Source organism: Streptomyces sp. NPDC032091, from assembly GCF_055580265.1.
The window spans coordinates 20,741-37,508 of record NZ_JBVILR010000010.1; the positions used below are offsets into that span (position 1 = coordinate 20,741).

The 16,768-nt window shown below is 72.7% G+C and carries 13 protein-coding genes; 2 read left to right on the forward strand and 11 right to left on the reverse strand.

Annotated elements, in window-relative coordinates:
• Positions 1-25: 25 nt before the first annotated feature.
• The 5 genes from ACZ5NJ_RS17960 to ACZ5NJ_RS17980 all read right to left on the reverse strand — a co-directional run bounded on the left by ACZ5NJ_RS17960 (position 26) and on the right by ACZ5NJ_RS17980 (position 4,895).
• Positions 26-2,377, reverse strand: a complete 2,352-nt coding sequence (locus ACZ5NJ_RS17960; RefSeq protein ID WP_468765984.1) for an ABC transporter permease — start codon at positions 2,375-2,377, stop codon at positions 26-28.
• Positions 2,374-3,060 carry an ABC transporter ATP-binding protein gene (locus ACZ5NJ_RS17965; RefSeq protein WP_468765986.1) on the reverse strand — a complete coding sequence of 229 codons (687 nt, stop codon included), beginning with the start codon at positions 3,058-3,060 and terminating at the stop codon, positions 2,374-2,376. The genes ACZ5NJ_RS17960 and ACZ5NJ_RS17965 overlap by 4 nt, the downstream gene beginning before the upstream one ends.
• On the reverse strand, positions 3,057-3,581 hold the full coding sequence (locus ACZ5NJ_RS17970; RefSeq protein ID WP_045948431.1) for a PadR family transcriptional regulator: 525 nt from the start codon (positions 3,579-3,581) through the stop codon (positions 3,057-3,059). The genes ACZ5NJ_RS17965 and ACZ5NJ_RS17970 overlap by 4 nt, the downstream gene beginning before the upstream one ends.
• A gap of 145 nt (positions 3,582-3,726) precedes the next feature.
• A complete protein-coding gene (locus tag ACZ5NJ_RS17975) occupies positions 3,727-3,984 on the reverse strand; it encodes a type II toxin-antitoxin system antitoxin (protein ID WP_468765988.1) in 258 nt (85 codons plus the stop codon).
• Positions 3,981-4,895, reverse strand: a complete 915-nt coding sequence (locus ACZ5NJ_RS17980) for an SPFH domain-containing protein (RefSeq protein WP_468765990.1) — start codon at positions 4,893-4,895, stop codon at positions 3,981-3,983. Before ACZ5NJ_RS17980 ends, ACZ5NJ_RS17975 begins: the two co-directional genes overlap by 4 nt.
• Positions 4,896-5,138: 243 nt before the next feature.
• On the opposite strand from ACZ5NJ_RS17980, the gene ACZ5NJ_RS17985 reads away from it, so the two are divergent.
• A complete protein-coding gene (locus tag ACZ5NJ_RS17985; RefSeq protein ID WP_468765993.1) occupies positions 5,139-7,442 on the forward strand; it encodes a transglycosylase domain-containing protein in 2,304 nt (767 codons plus the stop codon).
• Between the two features lie 75 nt (positions 7,443-7,517).
• On the opposite strand, the gene ACZ5NJ_RS17990 is transcribed toward ACZ5NJ_RS17985, so the two are convergent.
• From ACZ5NJ_RS17990 to ACZ5NJ_RS18000, 3 genes are all read right to left on the reverse strand, one after another.
• Positions 7,518-9,710 carry a SpoIIE family protein phosphatase gene (locus ACZ5NJ_RS17990; RefSeq protein ID WP_468765995.1) on the reverse strand — a complete coding sequence of 731 codons (2,193 nt, stop codon included), beginning with the start codon at positions 9,708-9,710 and terminating at the stop codon, positions 7,518-7,520.
• A 252-nt stretch (positions 9,711-9,962) separates the two neighbouring features.
• Positions 9,963-10,682 carry a cytidylyl-2-hydroxypropylphosphonate hydrolase gene (fomD, locus tag ACZ5NJ_RS17995; RefSeq protein WP_468765996.1) on the reverse strand — a complete coding sequence of 240 codons (720 nt, stop codon included), beginning with the start codon at positions 10,680-10,682 and terminating at the stop codon, positions 9,963-9,965.
• Between the two features lie 122 nt (positions 10,683-10,804).
• Complete coding sequence (locus tag ACZ5NJ_RS18000; protein ID WP_468765997.1) at positions 10,805-12,208, reverse strand: class II fumarate hydratase; 1,404 nt, start codon at positions 12,206-12,208, stop codon at positions 10,805-10,807.
• A 108-nt stretch (positions 12,209-12,316) separates the two neighbouring features.
• Here ACZ5NJ_RS18000 and ACZ5NJ_RS18005 point away from each other — a divergent pair, with 108 nt between their 5' ends.
• Positions 12,317-13,846 (forward strand): ricin-type beta-trefoil lectin domain protein, encoded by a 1,530-nt coding sequence (locus ACZ5NJ_RS18005; RefSeq protein ID WP_468765999.1) that lies wholly within the window; start codon positions 12,317-12,319, stop codon positions 13,844-13,846.
• A 142-nt stretch (positions 13,847-13,988) separates the two neighbouring features.
• On the opposite strand, the gene ACZ5NJ_RS18010 is transcribed toward ACZ5NJ_RS18005, so the two are convergent.
• The 3 genes from ACZ5NJ_RS18010 to ACZ5NJ_RS18020 form a co-directional block, all read right to left on the reverse strand.
• Complete coding sequence (locus ACZ5NJ_RS18010) at positions 13,989-14,792, reverse strand: glycerophosphodiester phosphodiesterase (protein WP_468766000.1); 804 nt, start codon at positions 14,790-14,792, stop codon at positions 13,989-13,991.
• 99 nt (positions 14,793-14,891) lie between these two features.
• On the reverse strand, positions 14,892-15,497 hold the full coding sequence (locus ACZ5NJ_RS18015; protein WP_468766001.1) for a hypothetical protein: 606 nt from the start codon (positions 15,495-15,497) through the stop codon (positions 14,892-14,894).
• 787 nt (positions 15,498-16,284) lie between these two features.
• A complete protein-coding gene (locus tag ACZ5NJ_RS18020) occupies positions 16,285-16,713 on the reverse strand; it encodes a hypothetical protein (protein ID WP_468766003.1) in 429 nt (142 codons plus the stop codon).
• Positions 16,714-16,768 lie beyond the last annotated feature (55 nt).

The following is a 16,768-nucleotide window of genomic DNA, read 5'->3' on the forward strand; positions in this document are numbered from 1 at the left end:
GCCGCACCGGGAGCGGGACGCCGGGTTACTCCGTCCGCAGGCCGTCCGGGCGCATCAGCCGCAGCAGGGGCGGCAGGCTCAGCAGGGTGACCAGTGCGACCACGGCCGCTCCGGCGCCGGCCAGGGCCAGGACCGAGGCCCAGTCGATCCGCACGGAGCCGCCGGTGACCCACAGCAGGGTGGAGCCGAGGGCCAGTCCCGCTCCGGTCGCCAGGGACAGCCCGACCGCCACCGGCAGGGCGGTCTGCCAGAGCACGGACAGGCCGAGCGTCCCGCGCGGGGTGCCGAAGGCCACCAGCGCGGCCAGCAGGCGCCGCCGTTCACGCAGCTGCTCCAGCTGCGACACCAGCAGGCTGGTGCCGATGAGCACCAGCAGCCCCGCGGCGCCGAAGAGGAGCCCGGTGCGGATCGCCGTGTACGAGGCGTTCTCGGAGACCTCGGCCAGGGTCACCGCCGGGGAGAAGGGGTCCGCCTTGAACGCCGTCGTGCGGACCCGGTCGAGGGCGTCGGCCCGGTTCTCGTCGGTCTGGACGTAGACCTCGCGGGCGGGCCAGCTGCCCAGGTCCTTCGGCGCGGCCGACGGAGTGGCCAGCAGCCCCTGGCGGAGCCGGCCCTCCGGGTCCGTCACCGGCCGCACCGTGCGGGCGCCGGCGGGGACGGTCCATTCGACGGGCTTCTCGCCGGGCAGCTCGCGGGCTCCGTACGAGGTGATGTTGCCGGCGTAGATCCGTTCGCCGGGAGTGGGGGTGAGCGGCCCGCCGGTGGGGGAGAGGCCGCCGCCGGACAGGACGAAGGCGTCGCCCTCGGTGCAGCTGCCGATCTCGGCGACCTCGCGCAGCGCCTCGCAACCGCCGATGGTGAGCTGTGCGGTCTGGTCGTCGGCCGGGACGCTCCGCGCCACACGGACGTCGGTCAGCGGGACGGCGCGGACGACGCCCGGGGTCGCGGCGAGCTTCCCGGCGAGCTCGTCGAGGCGGGCCTCGGTGCCCATCCGCATCAGGACCGCCACGGCCGCACGGGCCGGGTCCTGGCCGGTGGGGGCCTCGTAGTTCTCCTCGACGCCGGTGAAGACCATCTGGAGGGCGATGGCCCCGGCGACCGCCACCGCGATCCCGTTGACCATACGGGCGGCGCCGCCGCTGTCGGCCTGGAGCCGGCGGACGGCCAGCTGCCAGGAGACCGGACCGCCCGAGAGCCTTCCGACGGTCCGCTCCAGCAGCCACGGCAGCAGGACGGTGACGGCGACCAGCAGCAGCACCACGCCACCGCCGGCCTGCCACCGGTTGAACCCTTCCTGCCGCCCGCTCCGCGTTCCCAGCGGAGCCAGCAGGCCCAGCCCGGCCAGCGGCAGCAGCAGCCGCCACCAGACGCGGCGGCGCGGCGCGGCCGTCCGCGCGACGCCCAGCGGCTCGATGATGACCCGGCGCAGGGCGAGGAGGGTGACGCCCACGGCCGCCGCCGGGACCGCCAGCGCCACCAGCACGAGCAGCCAGAGGGAGGGGTCCAGGTCGTGCGGGAAGACGCTGCGCCCGTCGAAGGAGAGGGAGCCGGCCAGGCCGCGGCCGGCCAGGAAGAAGCCGGCGCCGAGCACCAGCCCGGCCAGCGCTCCGCACAGGGCCTCCCCGGCCGCGATCCGGCGCACCGTGCGGCCGTCGGCGCCCACCAGGCGCAGCGCGGCGAGCCGCTGATCGCGCCGCTCGCCGCCGAAGCGGACGGACGCGGCGATGAAGACCAGGACGGGCGTCAGCAGGGCGACGAAGGTCAGGAGCACCAGCAGCATCAGCACCGGGTCGAGGCCGCGCGGCTCGGGGTCGCCGGCGAAGGCGGTGATCCGCTGGACCCGGTGCTCGGCCTGTCCGGGCGCGGGCAGGGTGTCGTCGCCCAGGTAGAAGAGGAGTTCCGCCGGGCCGGTCAGGCCCTTGTCGGCGATGGTCCCGGTGATCCTGGCGCCGAGGCGCTCGCGCAGGCCGGCCCCCTCGGGGGAGGCCAGCAGCCGTCCGAGGGCGGGGGAGACCACCATCTCGCCGGCCTGCGGGACGCGTTCCAGTCCGGGCGGCACGGGTGCGTCGGGGCCCTCCGCGTGCAGCACCCGCCCATCGATGTCCTGCTGGCGGTAGGTCTGGTTGAGGCGGGCGACCAGCAGGGTGTCCCGGCCGGGTGCGCGGGCCTCGGTGGCGCCGAAGAGGGAGCGGGCGTCCTCGCGTGCGTGGCGGGCGGTCAGCGCGCCCGGTACCGAGGTGCTGAGCAGCAGCAGCGCGACGCCGAGCCCGACGCCGACACCGGTGAGCAGGGTGCGGGTCCAGCCCCGGCGTCCGCCGCCGAAGGCGAAGCGGGCGCCGAGGCAGAGGTCCCGGGCCCAGGCCCGGAGCGTGTTCATATGGCGCGCTCCATGTCCCGCGAGCGCCCGTCGCGCACGACGATCTCCCGGTCGGAGTAGGCCGCCACCCGGGTCTCGTGCGTGACCAGGACGACGGCGGCGTTCGCGGCCCGGGCGGCCTCGGTCAGCAGCTGCATCACCAGTTCGCCGTTGAGGGAGTCCAGGGCGCCGGTGGGCTCGTCGGCGAAGACCACCCGGGGCCGGGTGACCAGGGCGCGGGCCACGGCCACCCGCTGGCCCTGGCCGCCGCTGACCTCGCCGGGCCGCTTGGCGCCGATGTCCTCCACCTGGAGCCGCTCCATCCAGCCCAGGGCGGTGGCCTCGGCCTCCTTGCGCCTGACCCCGGCCAGGCGCAGCGGCAGGGCGACGTTCTCCACGCAGGTCAGCTCGGGGACGAGCCGGCCGAACTGGAAGACGAAGCCGAACTGGCTGCGGCGCAGGGCGCTGCGCTCGGCGTCGCCGAGGGCGGTGAGGTCACGGCCGTCGTAGGTGACGGTGCCGGAGTCGGGCGGGACGATCCCGGCGAGGCAGTGCAGGAGCGTGGACTTGCCGGAGCCGGAGGGGCCCATGACGGCGACGACCTCGCCGGGGTGGATGGAGAACCCGGCGCCGTCGAGGGCCTTGGTGGTGCCGTACGCCTTGCGCAGGCCGGTGGCGACGAGGAGGGAGCCGGCGGGGGTCATCGGCGCACCTCCCGGGCCAGCTGGTCCAGGCGGGCGGAGGTGAGTTCGAGCCAGCGCAGGTCGGCCTCCAGGTGGAACAGCGCGTGGTCGCAGACCAGCTGGTCGGCGAGGTCCCCCTTGCGTTTGCGCTGGGTCAGGATGCGCATCAGGCGCAGGTGTTCGGCGCGCTGGGTGTCCAGCAGGCCGCTCGCACTGCGTCCGGTGAGCAGGGCGAGGACCACCTTCGTGTAGAGGGTGGAGTGGAGGTAGGGCTCCGGCTTCTCCGGTTCGGAGAGCCAGTGCGCGACGTCGGTGATCCCGGCGTCGGTGATGGCGTACCGCTTGCGGTCGGGGCCGCCGCCGCTCTCGATCCCGTCGACCTCGACGAGGCCGTTCTTCAGGAGGCGGGACATGGTCGAGTAGACCTGCCCGTAGGCGAGCGGCCGGTCGTGGCCGAAGTTCTCGTCGAAGGCGCGCTTGAGGTCGTAGCCGTGGCGCGGGCCGGCCTCCAGGAGGCCGAGCAGGGTGTGGCCGATGGACATGGCGGCGACTATACACGGGGTGTATACACACGATGTATAGATCGGGGGCCGGTGGATCCTCGCAGCTGGGGGCGGTGGTGACGCGAAAGCGCCCGGGCGCGGTGATCGCGCCCGGGCGCCGGGCCGGGGTGTCGGACGGTGACGGTCAGCCGTCCCGGCCGGTGCGGGGGCGGCCGCGGGGCGGGATCGGGGCGGCGCCGCCCGGGAGCCTGCCCGCCTCCGACAGGGCCCGGCGCAGCAGGAACTCGATCTGCGCGTTCGCGCTGCGCAGCTCCTCGCCGGCCCAGCGGGCGAGGGCGTCGTACACCTGCGGGTCCAGCCGGAGCAGCACCTGCTTGCGCGGCTCCCGCCCGGCCCGGGCGGGCTTGGCCTCGATCGGTTCCTGGTCGCCCCTGGAGGTCACTGGTAGAGGGTGCCCGTGTTGATGACCGGGGTGGCCGCGCGGTCGCCGCACAGGACCACCATCAGGTTGGAGACCATCGAGGCCTTCCGCTCCGGGTCCAGGTCCACGATCTCCTCCTCGGCCAGCCGGGTCAGCGCGAGCTCCACCATGCCCACCGCGCCCTCGACGATCTGCTTGCGCGCCGCCACCACCGCGCCGGCCTGCTGGCGCTGGAGCATGGCGGAGGCGATCTCAGGAGCGTACGCGAGGTGCGTGAAGCGGGACTCGATGATCTCCACGCCCGCCGCCTCGACCCGGGTGGACAGCTCGACCGCCAGTTTCTCGGTGATCTCCTCGGCGTTGCCGCGCAGCGACAGGCCGCCCTCCTCGTGGGAGTCGTAGGGGTACTCGATCGCGATGTGCCGGACGGCGGCCTCGGTCTGCGTCTCGACGAACTCGGTGAAGTCGTCGACCTCGAAGACCGCCCGCGCGGTGTCGGCCACCCGCCAGACCACGACCGAGGCCAGCTCGATGGGGTTGCCGTAGGCGTCGTTGACCTTCAGGACGGCCGTCTCGTGGTTGCGTACGCGGGTCGAGATCTTCTCGCGCGAGGTCAGCGGATTGACCCAGCGCAGTCCGTCCGTGCGGATGGTCCCCCGGTAGCGGCCGAAGAGCTGGACCACGCGGGCCTCGCCCGGGGCCACCGTGTTCAGCCCGCTCATGGCCATCACCGACGCCAGCACCACCAGGATGCCGGCGACGATCAGGGCCGCCTTCGAGGCCGCCGCGGTCGCCGCCGCACCGAGGGCGATCAGCCCGGCCCCGGCCGCCAGTCCCACCAGCCCCGACAGCAGCGCGAGGCCGCCTCCGACGCTGTGCGCCGCGAACTCCCGTACTCCGGCCGGTCGTTCGTCCGTCACCGTGGCTGTCATGGAATACCCCCGTTTGGTCCGTCGCGTCCGGTCGCGGTCGACGGGAACGCCTAGCAAAGTGATATCACTTTTTGCGGTGACCGCAACCCATCCGGCATCGTGAGCGTCGGTTCCATTGGAGTGGGTGCTGATTCTCACGTCCGAATTGACCGGTATTGATCAGGGTTAGCCAACCTTTGTCACAGCCTGCGGTGTTAGTTTTCTGAGCTGACGTCGGGGGGGTAATCGAGCGGAGCGGGAGCGATGGGCCGAGCAGATGCGCGACGGGCGCAGCAGCAGCGCGGTGGGCGGAAGGCGCCGCCGAGCGGGCGCGCCGCCGGGCGCGCGGGCAAGCCGACCGGGAAGAAGCGCAGCGGCATACGTCGTTTCTTCACCTGGAAGACGATCCTCGGGACCTTCCTCGGCGGGATCCTGCTCCTCATAGCCGGAGCCGTCGCCCTCTACTTCTCCGTGGACGAGCCGACCGACCCGAACAAGACGGCGGTCCTGCAGAGCAACACGTTCAAGTGGGCCGACGGGTCGGTCATGACCCGCACCGGCGACATGAACCGCGAGATCGTCTCGATCGACAAGATCCCGGAGGACGTGCGCACGGCCTTCATCGCGATCGAGAACAAGACCTTCTACAAGGACCGGGGCGTCGACTTCGTGGGCATCGCCCGCGGCGCGTTCAACACCCTGCGCGGCAAGGGCACGGCCGGCGGTTCGACGATCACCCAGCAGTACGTCAAGAACTACTACCTGACCCAGGACCAGTCGGCGACCCGCAAGCTCCGTGAAATGGTGATCTCCCTCAAGGTCGACCAGCGCATGGAGAAGGACGACATCCTCGTCGGCTACCTCAACACCAACTTCTACGGCCGCGGCGCCTACGGCATCCAGGCCGCCGCCCAGGCCTACTACGGCGTCGACTCCGACAAGCTGACCCTGGAGCAGGGCGCGTACCTGGCCGCCGTCATCCAGGCCCCCAGCCAGTACGACCTCGCGACCGCCGGCCCCAACGGCCGGCGCCTGGTCACCATCCGCTTCAACGCCGTCCTCGACAACATGGTCGAGATGGGCAAGCTGGACAAGGCCAAGCGCGACACCCTGCACCTCCCCGAGCCGATCAAGCCCAAGCCGCGTCCCGGCATGGACGGCCAGAAGGGCTACCTGATCCAGGCCGCCAAGGCCGAGCTGAGCCGCCAGAACATCAAGGAAGCCGACATCGAGGCCGGCGGCTGGACGATCACCCTCAACATCGACAAGAAGAAGCAGGCGGCGCTGGAGAAGGCCGTCCAGGACGAGCTGGAGTCAAAGCTCGACCGCAAGGACACCAAGGAACGCCCGGTCGACCAGAGCGTCCAGGCCGGCGCCACCTCCGTCGACGCCAAGACCGGCAACATCGTCGCCATGTACGGCGGTGTGGGCCTGACCGAGAAGTCGGCGTCCAACGCCCTGCGCACCGACTACCAGCCGGGCTCCACCTTCAAGCCGGTCGTGCTGGCCACCGCCCTGGAGACCGGGGCGAAGACCCAGGACGGCCGCCTGATCACCCCGAACACCCTCTACGACGGCACGAGCAAGCGCCCCGTGGTCGGCAGCGACACCCCCTTCGCCCCGCAGAACCAGGACGACATCAACTACGGCGACCCGATGCTCACGGTCCAGGAGGCCACCAACTCCTCCGTGAACTCCGTCTACGCCCAGATGTTCGTGGACGCCAAGCCGGAGGTCGTGAAGAAGACCGCGCTCTCCCTCGGCATGAGGGACCGCGAGGGCTGGCCCGCCGACAAGCCCGCCATGTCGCTGGGCACGATGAGCGCCAACACCGTGGAGATGGCCGGGGTCTACGCCACCTTCGGCAACCACGGCAAGAAGATCACCCCGACCATCGTCAAGAGCGCCGAGCACGTGGACGCCGACTACAAGCCGGCCAGCCCCATCGGCGGCCAGGTCATCAAGCGTGAGACCGCCGACACCGTCACCAAGGTCCTGACCGGCGTGGTCCAGGACGGCTCCGGCAAGGCCGTCCGGTCCGACGCCTACCAGGCCGCCGGCAAGACCGGCACCACCGAGTCCAACGTCGCCGCCTGGTTCACCGGCTACACCCCGGAGCTCGTCACCGTCGTCGCGATGTTCGGCGAGGACCCGAACTCGCACAAGCAGGTCACCCTGACCGGTACGGCCGGCAAGGGCCGCGCGGGCGGTTCCAGCTTCCCCGCCCAGATCTGGCAGGCGTACACCACGGCCGCGCTCAAGGGCGTCAGCACCGGCGAGTTCGACCTGTCGGACGCCAAGATGGGCACCCCGGTCGGCCCGACCCGCACCGCGGTCCCCTCCAGCGGCCCCTCCGGCTCCGTCAACCCGACGCCGTCCAGCTCCGGCACCCGCCCGACGGGCAGCCCGGACCCCTCGGGCAGCGGCAGCGGCAAGCCGGACCCGACGCCGCCGACGAAGAACCCGACCCCGCCGACCAAGAACCCGACGCCGCCGACGGGCGACCCGCAGCCGCCGACGAAGAAGCCGACGCCGCCACCCCTGTTCCCCGAGGCACCGCAGCAGTAGGCAGCAGTACGAGAACACCGCCGCCCCGCAGCCTTCCGGCTGCGGGGCGGCGGTGTTCCGCGTCCTGTACGGCGATCAGCGCCGGTCGGGCGCCGGTGGCAGGGGCAGCTCGAACCAGACCACCTTGCCGCTGCTCAGCCGGGTCGCGCCCCAGCGCCGCGCCAGCCGGTTGACCAGGAACAGGCCGCGCCCGCCCTCGTCGGTGTCCCGGGCCCGGCGCTGGCGCGGCAGCTGCGGGGAGTCGTCCCCGACCTCGCAGCGCAGCACGTCCGTCCGCAGCAGGCGCAGGGTCACGGGCCGCTCGGCGTACCGGACGGCGTTGGTGACCACCTCGCTGACCAGCAGCTCCAGCGAATCGCTCAGCTCCTCCAGGCCCCAGCGGGCCAGGGCGCGGCGGGCGAACCGGCGGGCCCGGCCCGGAGCGGTCTCCTCCGGGTCCAGGAACCAGTACGCCACGTCGCTGGGCGCGATCCCCTCGAAGCGGGCCGCGAGCAGCGCGATGTCGTCGTCCCGGTCGCCCGGGCCGAGCATGTCCAGCACGTCGTCGCAGAGGGCCTCCAGCGGCGGCGAGTGGTCCAGCCCGGTCAGCTGCGCGGTGGTGGCGAGCCGTTCGCGCAGCTGGTCGATGCCCGTCCACACGTCCCGCAGCCGGGACTCCACGAGCCCGTCGGTGTAGAGCAGCAGCGTGGCCCCGGCCGGGGCGTCCAGTTCCACGGCCTCGAAGTCCACGCCGCCGACCCCGATCGGGGCGCCCGGCGGGACGCGCAGCACCTCGGCGCGGCCGCCCAGGTGCAGCAGCACCGGCGGCGGGTGGCCGGCGTTGGCGATGGTGATCCGGTGCGAGACCGGGTCGTAGACCGCGTACAGGCAGGTGGCCATCCGGTCGGAGCCGAGCCGCTGGGCCTGCTCGTCCAGGTGGTGCAGCACCTCGGCGGGGGGCAGGTCGAGCTGGGCCAGGGTCTGCGCGGTGGTGCGCAGCTGGCCCATGATCGCGGCGGAGGTCATGGAGTGGCCCATGACGTCGCCGACGACCAGCGCGACCCGGCTGCCGGGCAGCGGTATGGCGTCGTACCAGTCGCCGCCGACCCGGGCCGTCTCGGCGGCGGGCAGGTAGCGCGAGGCCAGCCGCACCCCGGTGGGCTGGGGCAGGCCGTCGGGCAGCATCGTGCGCTGGAGCTCGTCGGCGATGTAGGCCTCGCGCCCGTAGAGCACGGCCTTGTCGATGCCGAGCGCGGTGTGCGTGGCCAGCTGCGCGGCGACCAGCAGGTCGTTGGTCTCGAACGCGTCCCGCTCCGGGGTGCGCAGGAACACGGCCGCGCCGATCACGCGCCGGCGGCCCCGCAGCGGGGCGAGGATCGCCCGCTGCCCGCGCGGCACCGGATGGACGGCGCCCAGCAGCTCGGGCAGCGCGTCGCGGGCGCCGGGGGCCGACCCGAACACGGGCCGGACGCCGCGGAGCACCTCGGCGAGGGCCCCGCCGGGCTGGATCTCGCACAGCTCCGCCGCGGGCAGGTCGCCCTGCGGGCCGACCAGCGGCAGCTGGCTGAAGTCGAGTTCGCCGGCGCCCCCCGCGGCTCCGGCGGCCTCACCGCTGTCGGCCAGGCCCAGATCGTCGATCGGCCGGAGCCGGTCGGTGCGGCGCAGCCTTAAAACGACCGGGCCCATGGGCCGCTCGTCACCGACGGGCAGCGGGTCGCGCAGGTAGACGAGGATGGCGTCGGAGAAGGTGGGGACGGTCGCCCGGCACAGGCCGAGCACGATCTCGTCGAGGTCGATGCCCCGGGCGATCCGGCGCGTGGCCGCGCCGACGAACCGCAGCCGGTCGCCCTCGCGCCGGGCCACGCCGGCCCCGTCGGTGCCGCTGCCGGTGCTGCCGCTGCCGGGGGTGCCGGGGCCGGGGCCGCCGGGGCCGCCGGTGGGCGCGCCGTCGCCGGCGGGAGCCGTTCCGGCGCCGGTGTCCTCGCCGGGCGGGGCGGTGGAGACGCCGTCCGCGGCCGGGAGCCGGCCCGCGTTGCGGGCGGCTCCGTCGTCACGGGCCCGCGCGCCGTCGGCGCCGGCGTCCGCGACGTCGTGCCCCGCGCCCCGGGCGCCCTCCGCGGGCCGGCCCCCGGTCTCGCCCGCGGTGCCGCGCGGGCGCGGGAAGTCGGCATGCGTGCGTACGGCCTCGGCGGCCGCGATGGGGGCCTTGCCGTGGCCGAGCTCGTCCGTACCTCCGCCGGGGGCGACGGTGGGCTGCGGGCCCTCCTGGGAGGTGGGGTACTCCGTCACGCGTGGAATTCCGTCCGTTTGCGCTCGATGTGCGCTGCACTCAACTCGGTCAGTCGCGGTATACCCGCTCAGCGGCGGGGGCACCACCACCCCCGGGTTCCGCGTCCCGCTCGTTACCTTTCTTCCCGCGTCGACCTCCGGTCAAGTCCCGGTCTCCGCAGGTCATTTACGGGTGCGGGACCGGGACGGCCCCCCGCGTGCGACCGGCGGAGGACGATCCTACGTTTGAACCCCGGGGGCGCATCAAGGGTCTCATGACGTCATGTGCGCCGGGGTGCGGTCCCAGTCCTCGGGCAGAACCGGAACTTCCCAGGCCGGATCCGGTCGCCAGTTCTCCCAGCCGTCGCGGAACGGCGCCCCCCAGGCCTTGACGACCTCCAGCGCCGCGCGCCCCGCCTCCTCGACCTGCCGGGCCTGCGCGGCGTCGATCAGCCCGATCCGCCGGGCCTGCGCGAACTCGTCCTCGTCGCGCCACTCCCAGCTGCGGTCCGGGTGGACGGAGATGTCGAGGAAGTGGTCCACCGAGTCCACGCCGCCCGCCCAGCGGGTGCGCGGGGCCTCCAGGTTGACGTACCAGTTCTTGAACAGCCAGCCGTGGTCCCAGAACAGCCACACCGACCACGGGTCGGCGGGCCGGGCCAGCTTGAGCACCCCGGTGCCGAACCAGCGGGCCCGCTCGGTGGTGCGCGGCGCGGTGTAGCGGGTGGCGAGGGGCTCCTCGTGCACCGGGGTGCCGTCGGCGAGCACCGGCTTGACGCATTCGGTGCCGGGGGCCATCCACACGGCGAGCAGTTCGTCGGTGTCCTGGACGACGGTCACCGGGCGGGCGATGTGGACCCGGGCCCCCGGCCCGGGGGTGTGGTCGCGGTAGCGCCAGAGGACCTGCTGCCCGGGCGCCCAGTGGGCGCCGTGCCGCCCGCCCGGCGCGGCGGGTCCCGACGCGCCGGTGCCGGACCTGGAAGTACCTGTCATGCGCAGATCTTAGGGCGGCTGCCCTCCCCGATGCTGCGGTGCAGGTCACGGAGGGGGGCGGGGGGCGGAAACGACCGGATTCGGCCCCTGTCCCCGAGGGCCGGGGGAGGCCCGGGGAGGTGTCAGGGGCGGGTCATCCGCAGGACGTCCAGGGCCTCGTCCAGCTGCTGGAGCGTCAGCGCGCCCCGGTCCACGTAGCCGGACTCCAGGACGACCTCCCGGATGGTCTTGCGTTCGGCGAGGGAGCGCTTGGCGACCTTGGCGGCCTCCTCGTAGCCGATGTAGCGGTTGAGCGGGGTCACCACCGAGGGGGAGGACTCGGCGTACTCCCTGGCCCGCCCGGCGTTGGCGGTGATCCCCTCCACGGTGCGGTCGGCCAGCAGGCGGCTGCCGTTCGCCAGCAGGCGGATCGATTCGAGGAGGTTGCGGGCCATCACCGGGAGCATCACGTTGAGCTCGAAGTTGCCGGCCGCGCCCGCCACGGTGACGGCGGTGTCGTTGCCCGTCACCTGTGCGGCGATCATCAGCAGGGCCTCGGGGACGACCGGATTCACCTTTCCGGGCATGATCGAGGACCCCGGCTGGAGATCCGGCAGATTGATTTCGGCCAATCCGGTGCGCGGTCCGGAGGCCATCCAGCGCAGATCGTTGCAGATCTTGGTGAGCGAGACGGCGATCGTCCGGAGCATCCCCGAGGTCTCCACCAGCGCGTCCCGCGCCCCTTGGGCCTCGAAGTGGTCGCGCGCCTCGGTCAGCGGCAGCCCGGTGGCCCGCGCCACCTCGGCGATCACGGCCGCCGAGAACCCGGGCGGGGTGTTGATCCCGGTGCCCACGGCCGTGCCGCCCAGCGGCAGCTCGGCCAGCCTGGGCAGGGCGGCGTGCAGGCGCTCGATGCCGTAGCGGATCTGGGCGGCGTACCCGCCGAACTCCTGGCCCAGGGTGACGGGGGTGGCGTCCATCAGGTGCGTGCGCCCGGACTTGACCACCTCGGCGAACTCGGCGGCCTTGCGCTCCAGGGCCAGCTCCAGGTGGCGCAGGGCGGGGACCAGGTCGTGGGTGACGGCGGCGGTGGCGGCGATGTGGATGGACGACGGGAAGACGTCGTTGGAGCTCTGCGAGGCGTTGACGTGGTCGTTGGGGTGGACCTCGCGCCCGAGCCGCTCGGTGGCCAGGGTGGCGATCACCTCGTTGGTGTTCATGTTGGACGAGGTGCCCGAGCCGGTCTGGAAGACGTCGACGGGGAAGTGCTCGTCCCAGCGGCCCTCGGCGACCTCCGCCGCGGCGGACCGGATGGCCCCCGCGGTCTCCTCGTCCAGCACCCCCAGCTCCGCGTTGACCAGGGCGGCGGCCGCCTTGATCCGGGCCAGGGCCTCGATGTGGGCCCGCTCGATGCGCTGCCCGGAGAGCGGGAAGTTCTCCACGGCCCGCTGGGTCTGGGCCCGCCATTTGGCGTGGGCGGGGACCCGTACCTCACCCATGGAGTCGTGCTCGGTGCGGAACGCCGTGGACTTCTGATCGTCGGTCATCTTCACATCCTCCTCAGAAAGTTGAGCAATTGTCTTGTTCGGACTGTTCCCATCTCCCCTACCGGCCAGTAAATACCGGGGGTAACACCGCTATCGGGGAGGCAGTACATGGCTCGTTCGCGAACCCACTCCAGGCTCAGATGTACATTCGCGGCGGTCGCGGCGGTCGCGGCCGCCCTCGGGGGCCTCACCGCAGTCACCCCCGTGGCCGAAGCGGCCCCCGCCGCATCCGGCGCGATCACGCCCCTCTCACCGGAACTCGAAGCCATCCGCGCCGCGGAGGCCACCAAGATCTACGGGGACCCGGCCATCCGCCCCCTCGCCGAACGGAAGACCGGGCTCATCTCCCTCGGCGACAGCGAGATCTCGGGCGAGGGCGTCGGCAGCTACGACCCCGCCACCAACACCGCCGCCAACCAGTGCCACCGCTCGCCGGACTCCGCGATCCACCGCACCGGCATCCCGGCCGACCTGACCTTCAACGTCGCCTGCTCCGGCGGCTACACCGGCAACATCCGCATCGGCGGCAGCAAGCAGTACGCCGACGAACTGGTGCAGAGCGACAACCTGGCCATCAAGGCCCGCAACACGAAGATCAAGATGGTGCTGCTGGTCGCCGGCGCCAACGACGACCTCCAGTTCGGCCCAGTCATGACCGACTGCGTCACCCGCTGGGTGCTCAGCCAGGGCACCTGCGAACCCAAGTACGGCCCCGGCTGGCAGTCCCGCGTCGACGGACTGGTGCCCAAGGTCGAGGCCACCATCGGCGACCTCAAGACCGTCATGCGCGACGCCGGCTACGCCGACTCCGACTACAAGCTCGTCGTGATGGGCTACCCCAGCCCCATCGGCCCCGACTTCAACGACAACCCGAACTTCCCCGGCAAGCTCCCCGGAGGCTGCGCCGGCTACGACTCCGACGCCGCCTGGGGCCGCAACCACGCCGTCCCCACCTTCGAGAAGGGCATGCGCACCGCCGCCCTCGCCGCCGGCGCCACCTACCTGGACGACTCGCGGCTCTTCCACGGCCACGAGGTCTGCATGGAGGACGCCTGGGCCCGCGGCCTCTACCTCGACCTCGGGGACCACTTCCCCTGGGACGAGAACACCGCCCGCCAGTCCTTCCACCCCAACTACCGTGGCCACGGCGCCTTCGCCGCCTGCCTCACCCAGCTCTACGCCTCCGGCCTGCGCGAGGCCTCCTGCGCCGACCCCGCCAGCACCGGCACCCCCGTCCTCCAGGCCGGCGCCTGGGACGACCTCTACAAGCCCCTGCGGAACGAGGCCACCGGCAACTGCCTCGACACCTTCGGCGGCTCCAGCGCCAACAGCACCAAGGTGGTCGGCTGGGACTGCCACGGCGGCCGCAACCAGGGCTGGTGGTACGACGCCGCGAACAAGTCCGTCCACGTCGAGCTCACCCAGGACCGCTGTGTCGACGTCCCCGGAGCGAACTACGGGGCCGGCGCCGGCCTCATCCTCTGGAACTGCCACGGCGGCGCCAACCAGCAGTTCGTCCGCGACGGCGCCGCCCTGCACCCCGCCGCCGCCCCCGGCATGTGCCTGACCGTCGCCGCCGCCCACGACCAGCTGCGCCTGCAGCCCTGCAACGGCTCGGCCGCCCAGCGCTTCGCCTGAGCCCGGACCCCCGGGCGCGTCCGGCCGCGTCCGGGCGCGCTCGGGCTCGTTCGCGAGCGCTCCGGCAGAGTGGCAAGGGCGAAGGGGGCGTCCCCACGCACTCCGGGGGCGCCCCCACCGGTCCGGCCCCGGCACGCGGCCGCTACCGGGCGCCGGCCGCCCCGACGCCGGCCCCCCGGGCTTCGAGCTGCTCGCGTACGGCCCGGGGCCGGTTGGTGATGATCGTCTCCACCCCGAGGCGTACGCACAGCTCCACGTCCTCGGGCTCGTCCACGGTCCACACCCGCACCCGCAGCCCCTTGGCCCTCAGCCGCCCCACCAGCCCCGGATCCCGGCGCACCAGGTCGATCCCCGGACCGGCGTGGCCCGCGAACGGCGGGCGCGGCGCCCGCAGCTGCCGCTCGATCAGGTACACGGCGGGCAGCCCGGGCGCCAGCCGGTGCAGCCGGGTCAGCGCGTTGCGCGAGAAGCTCATCACCTCGACGCGGCCGTCGGCCCCGTCCGCGAGCCCGTACTCCTTCAGGACCCGCACCAGCTCCGCCTCCAGACGGCCACCGGCCCGGGTCGGGTGCTTGGTCTCCACGGCCAGCCCCACCGGCCGCTCCGCCGCCAGGGCCTCCTTCAGCAGGTCCTCGAAGAGCAGCACCCGCGCACCCCGGTGCTCCTCGCCCTTCCAGCCGCCGAAGTCGAACGCGGCCAGCTCCTCGTACGTCAGCTCGGAGACCACCCCGCGCCCGTCGGAGGTCCGCTCCACCGTCCGGTCGTGGACGCACACCAGCCGCCCGTCGGCGCTCAGCCGCACGTCGCACTCCAGGGCGTCGGCCCCGTCGGCGATGGCCTGCCGGTAGGCCCCGAGGGTGTGCTCGGGGAACTCGTGGGAGGCCCCGCGGTGCGCGACCACGCGGATCGCGCCGGCGGAGTCGGGGGAGGGGGTCGTCGCTGCCATGCGGGAATCCTTGCGAACCGGGGTGAACGGCCAGGTGCGGGCCTGTGACCCCGACGTTAACCCGGCCACCGCCCGCTCACCGCCCGGGCCCCGCCCGCGTCACGGCTTCGCGGGGCGCGGAGCCAGCGGGGCCGGGGTGACCTTGAAGCCGCCCTTCACCACCTCCGTGAAGGGGGCCGGGGCCATGCAGGTCCCCACCCGGGGCGCCTCCGGCGTCCCGTCCGGCTTCACGTCCACGTTGGCGATGCCCCAGGAGAAGCCGACCCGGTCCGGGGCGCCGTGCTCGCCGTCCTGGACGCTGATGCCGATCCGCCGGCCCTCCCAGCCGACGTTCGACGAGGTCACCACCGCCGTGACCACCGCCGTCTTCCCGCCGGTGACCAGGCAGTCCACCTGCGCCTCGGCCACGGCGGTGACGTGCTGGTCCGGCATGGCGTGGTACACCGTCACCCTGCCGCGCGCGTCGACCGGCATGCCCTGCTCCCCGCCTCCCGGGAACGGCCGGCTCCACGGCACCTGCTCCGCGTCGACCGTGAAGCGGATGTCGTGCTCCCGGGGCACGTACGGGTAGGAGACCGTCCCGCCGCCGTGCACCGAGGCGACCCTGGGCGCGGCGGGCGCGGCCGGGGCCGGGGCGGCGCCGACCAGGGTGGCGACGAGGGCGGCCGAGCCGGCCAGGGCGAGGGCGCGCGTACGGTTCTTCATGGGTGGACTCCTTGGAGGGGCGGGCCGTTTCCGTGTGGCAACAGCCTCGCCGCGAGCCCCCGGCAGGGCGTCTGCCCCTGGGCCGAACATGCGCGAGGCCCCCTCCCCCGAACGGGGGAGGGGCCCTCGGCGCCGCGGACTACAGGCCCGGACCGCGCACCGGGATGTGGGTGAACGTCGGCTCCGGGGCCGGGTTCTGGAAGAAGTCGTTCGGCTCGGAATCAGAGGTGCTCTGCGACGGGCGCCTCTCGGGGTAACTATTGCCTCTGTCTGTGCAGTCGCTGCAAGCGGCTCTTCCCCCTTGGCTCCCAGTGCGTATTGCGCGCCAAGGCTGGAGCGAAGCGACGGGAACAGACCTTTGCCCCGGCCTGCGGGCCGTGTAACCTTAGCCGAGGCAACAGAAGATCATAGTTCTAACGACTGCCGCCATTCGACCGGATCGCTACGAAAGATGCGACCCCATGACTTTCTGGGCCGCCTGAACGAACCCGCGTTCCCTATTCTGCCGAGTGCCTTCCTTCCCCCTAAGACTGTGATTGTCGCTGACGCTTCTCGAATCGTTGTCGGTGTCCGCTGTGAAGCCAGGGTGCGAATCAGTGAAGACGCTCGCTTCGAGAAGGACCAGGTCGGTTTCAAGCTGACCATGCGTATGGCTGGTGTGTCTGTCGCCGAGGCTTCCTCGATGCAGGTCATCAAGGCTGCTGCCAGCTAGGCCGGCTGCAAGAGAAGTCCCCCGCACCCAAAATGGGTGCGGGGGATTTCTGCATTTCCGTCTACGGGCTCTCGCCTAGGCGTTGTAAATCGTAGGACGCTCCGCCACCTGTTCCGGGGTTAGCCCTTCCACGGTCAGGTTCCCCGTCCACAGCTGGTCACGGTTGGCGTACGTCGCTTCGAATCGGACGCGCTTCCCACCTGGCTCCAACTTCCAGCACTGTTCAGGGAATTGCGCGATGCGGTCGCTGCCGCAGACGAAGGCGCGGGTGGCCTGGGTGAGCACCCATTGCGCTAGCTCCGTCTCACTAGCCGTGGGCCGTCCACAGGTGCGGGCCATCTGCCACAGGCGGCCCCACTCAACGCCGGGAGTCAGGGGGCCGACGATCGCGACATCTCCGATGCGCCGTTCGTCCAGGTGGTGCGTTGCGTAGCCGAAGACCACGCCGAACATGGCGAACACAGTGACTCTGCTGATTCCGGTCAGACCCTCGTCAGATGCCATGGGCGGTACCTTTGCTGAGGGGAGGACCCGGGTACCTGAGACGTGCCCGGGTCCT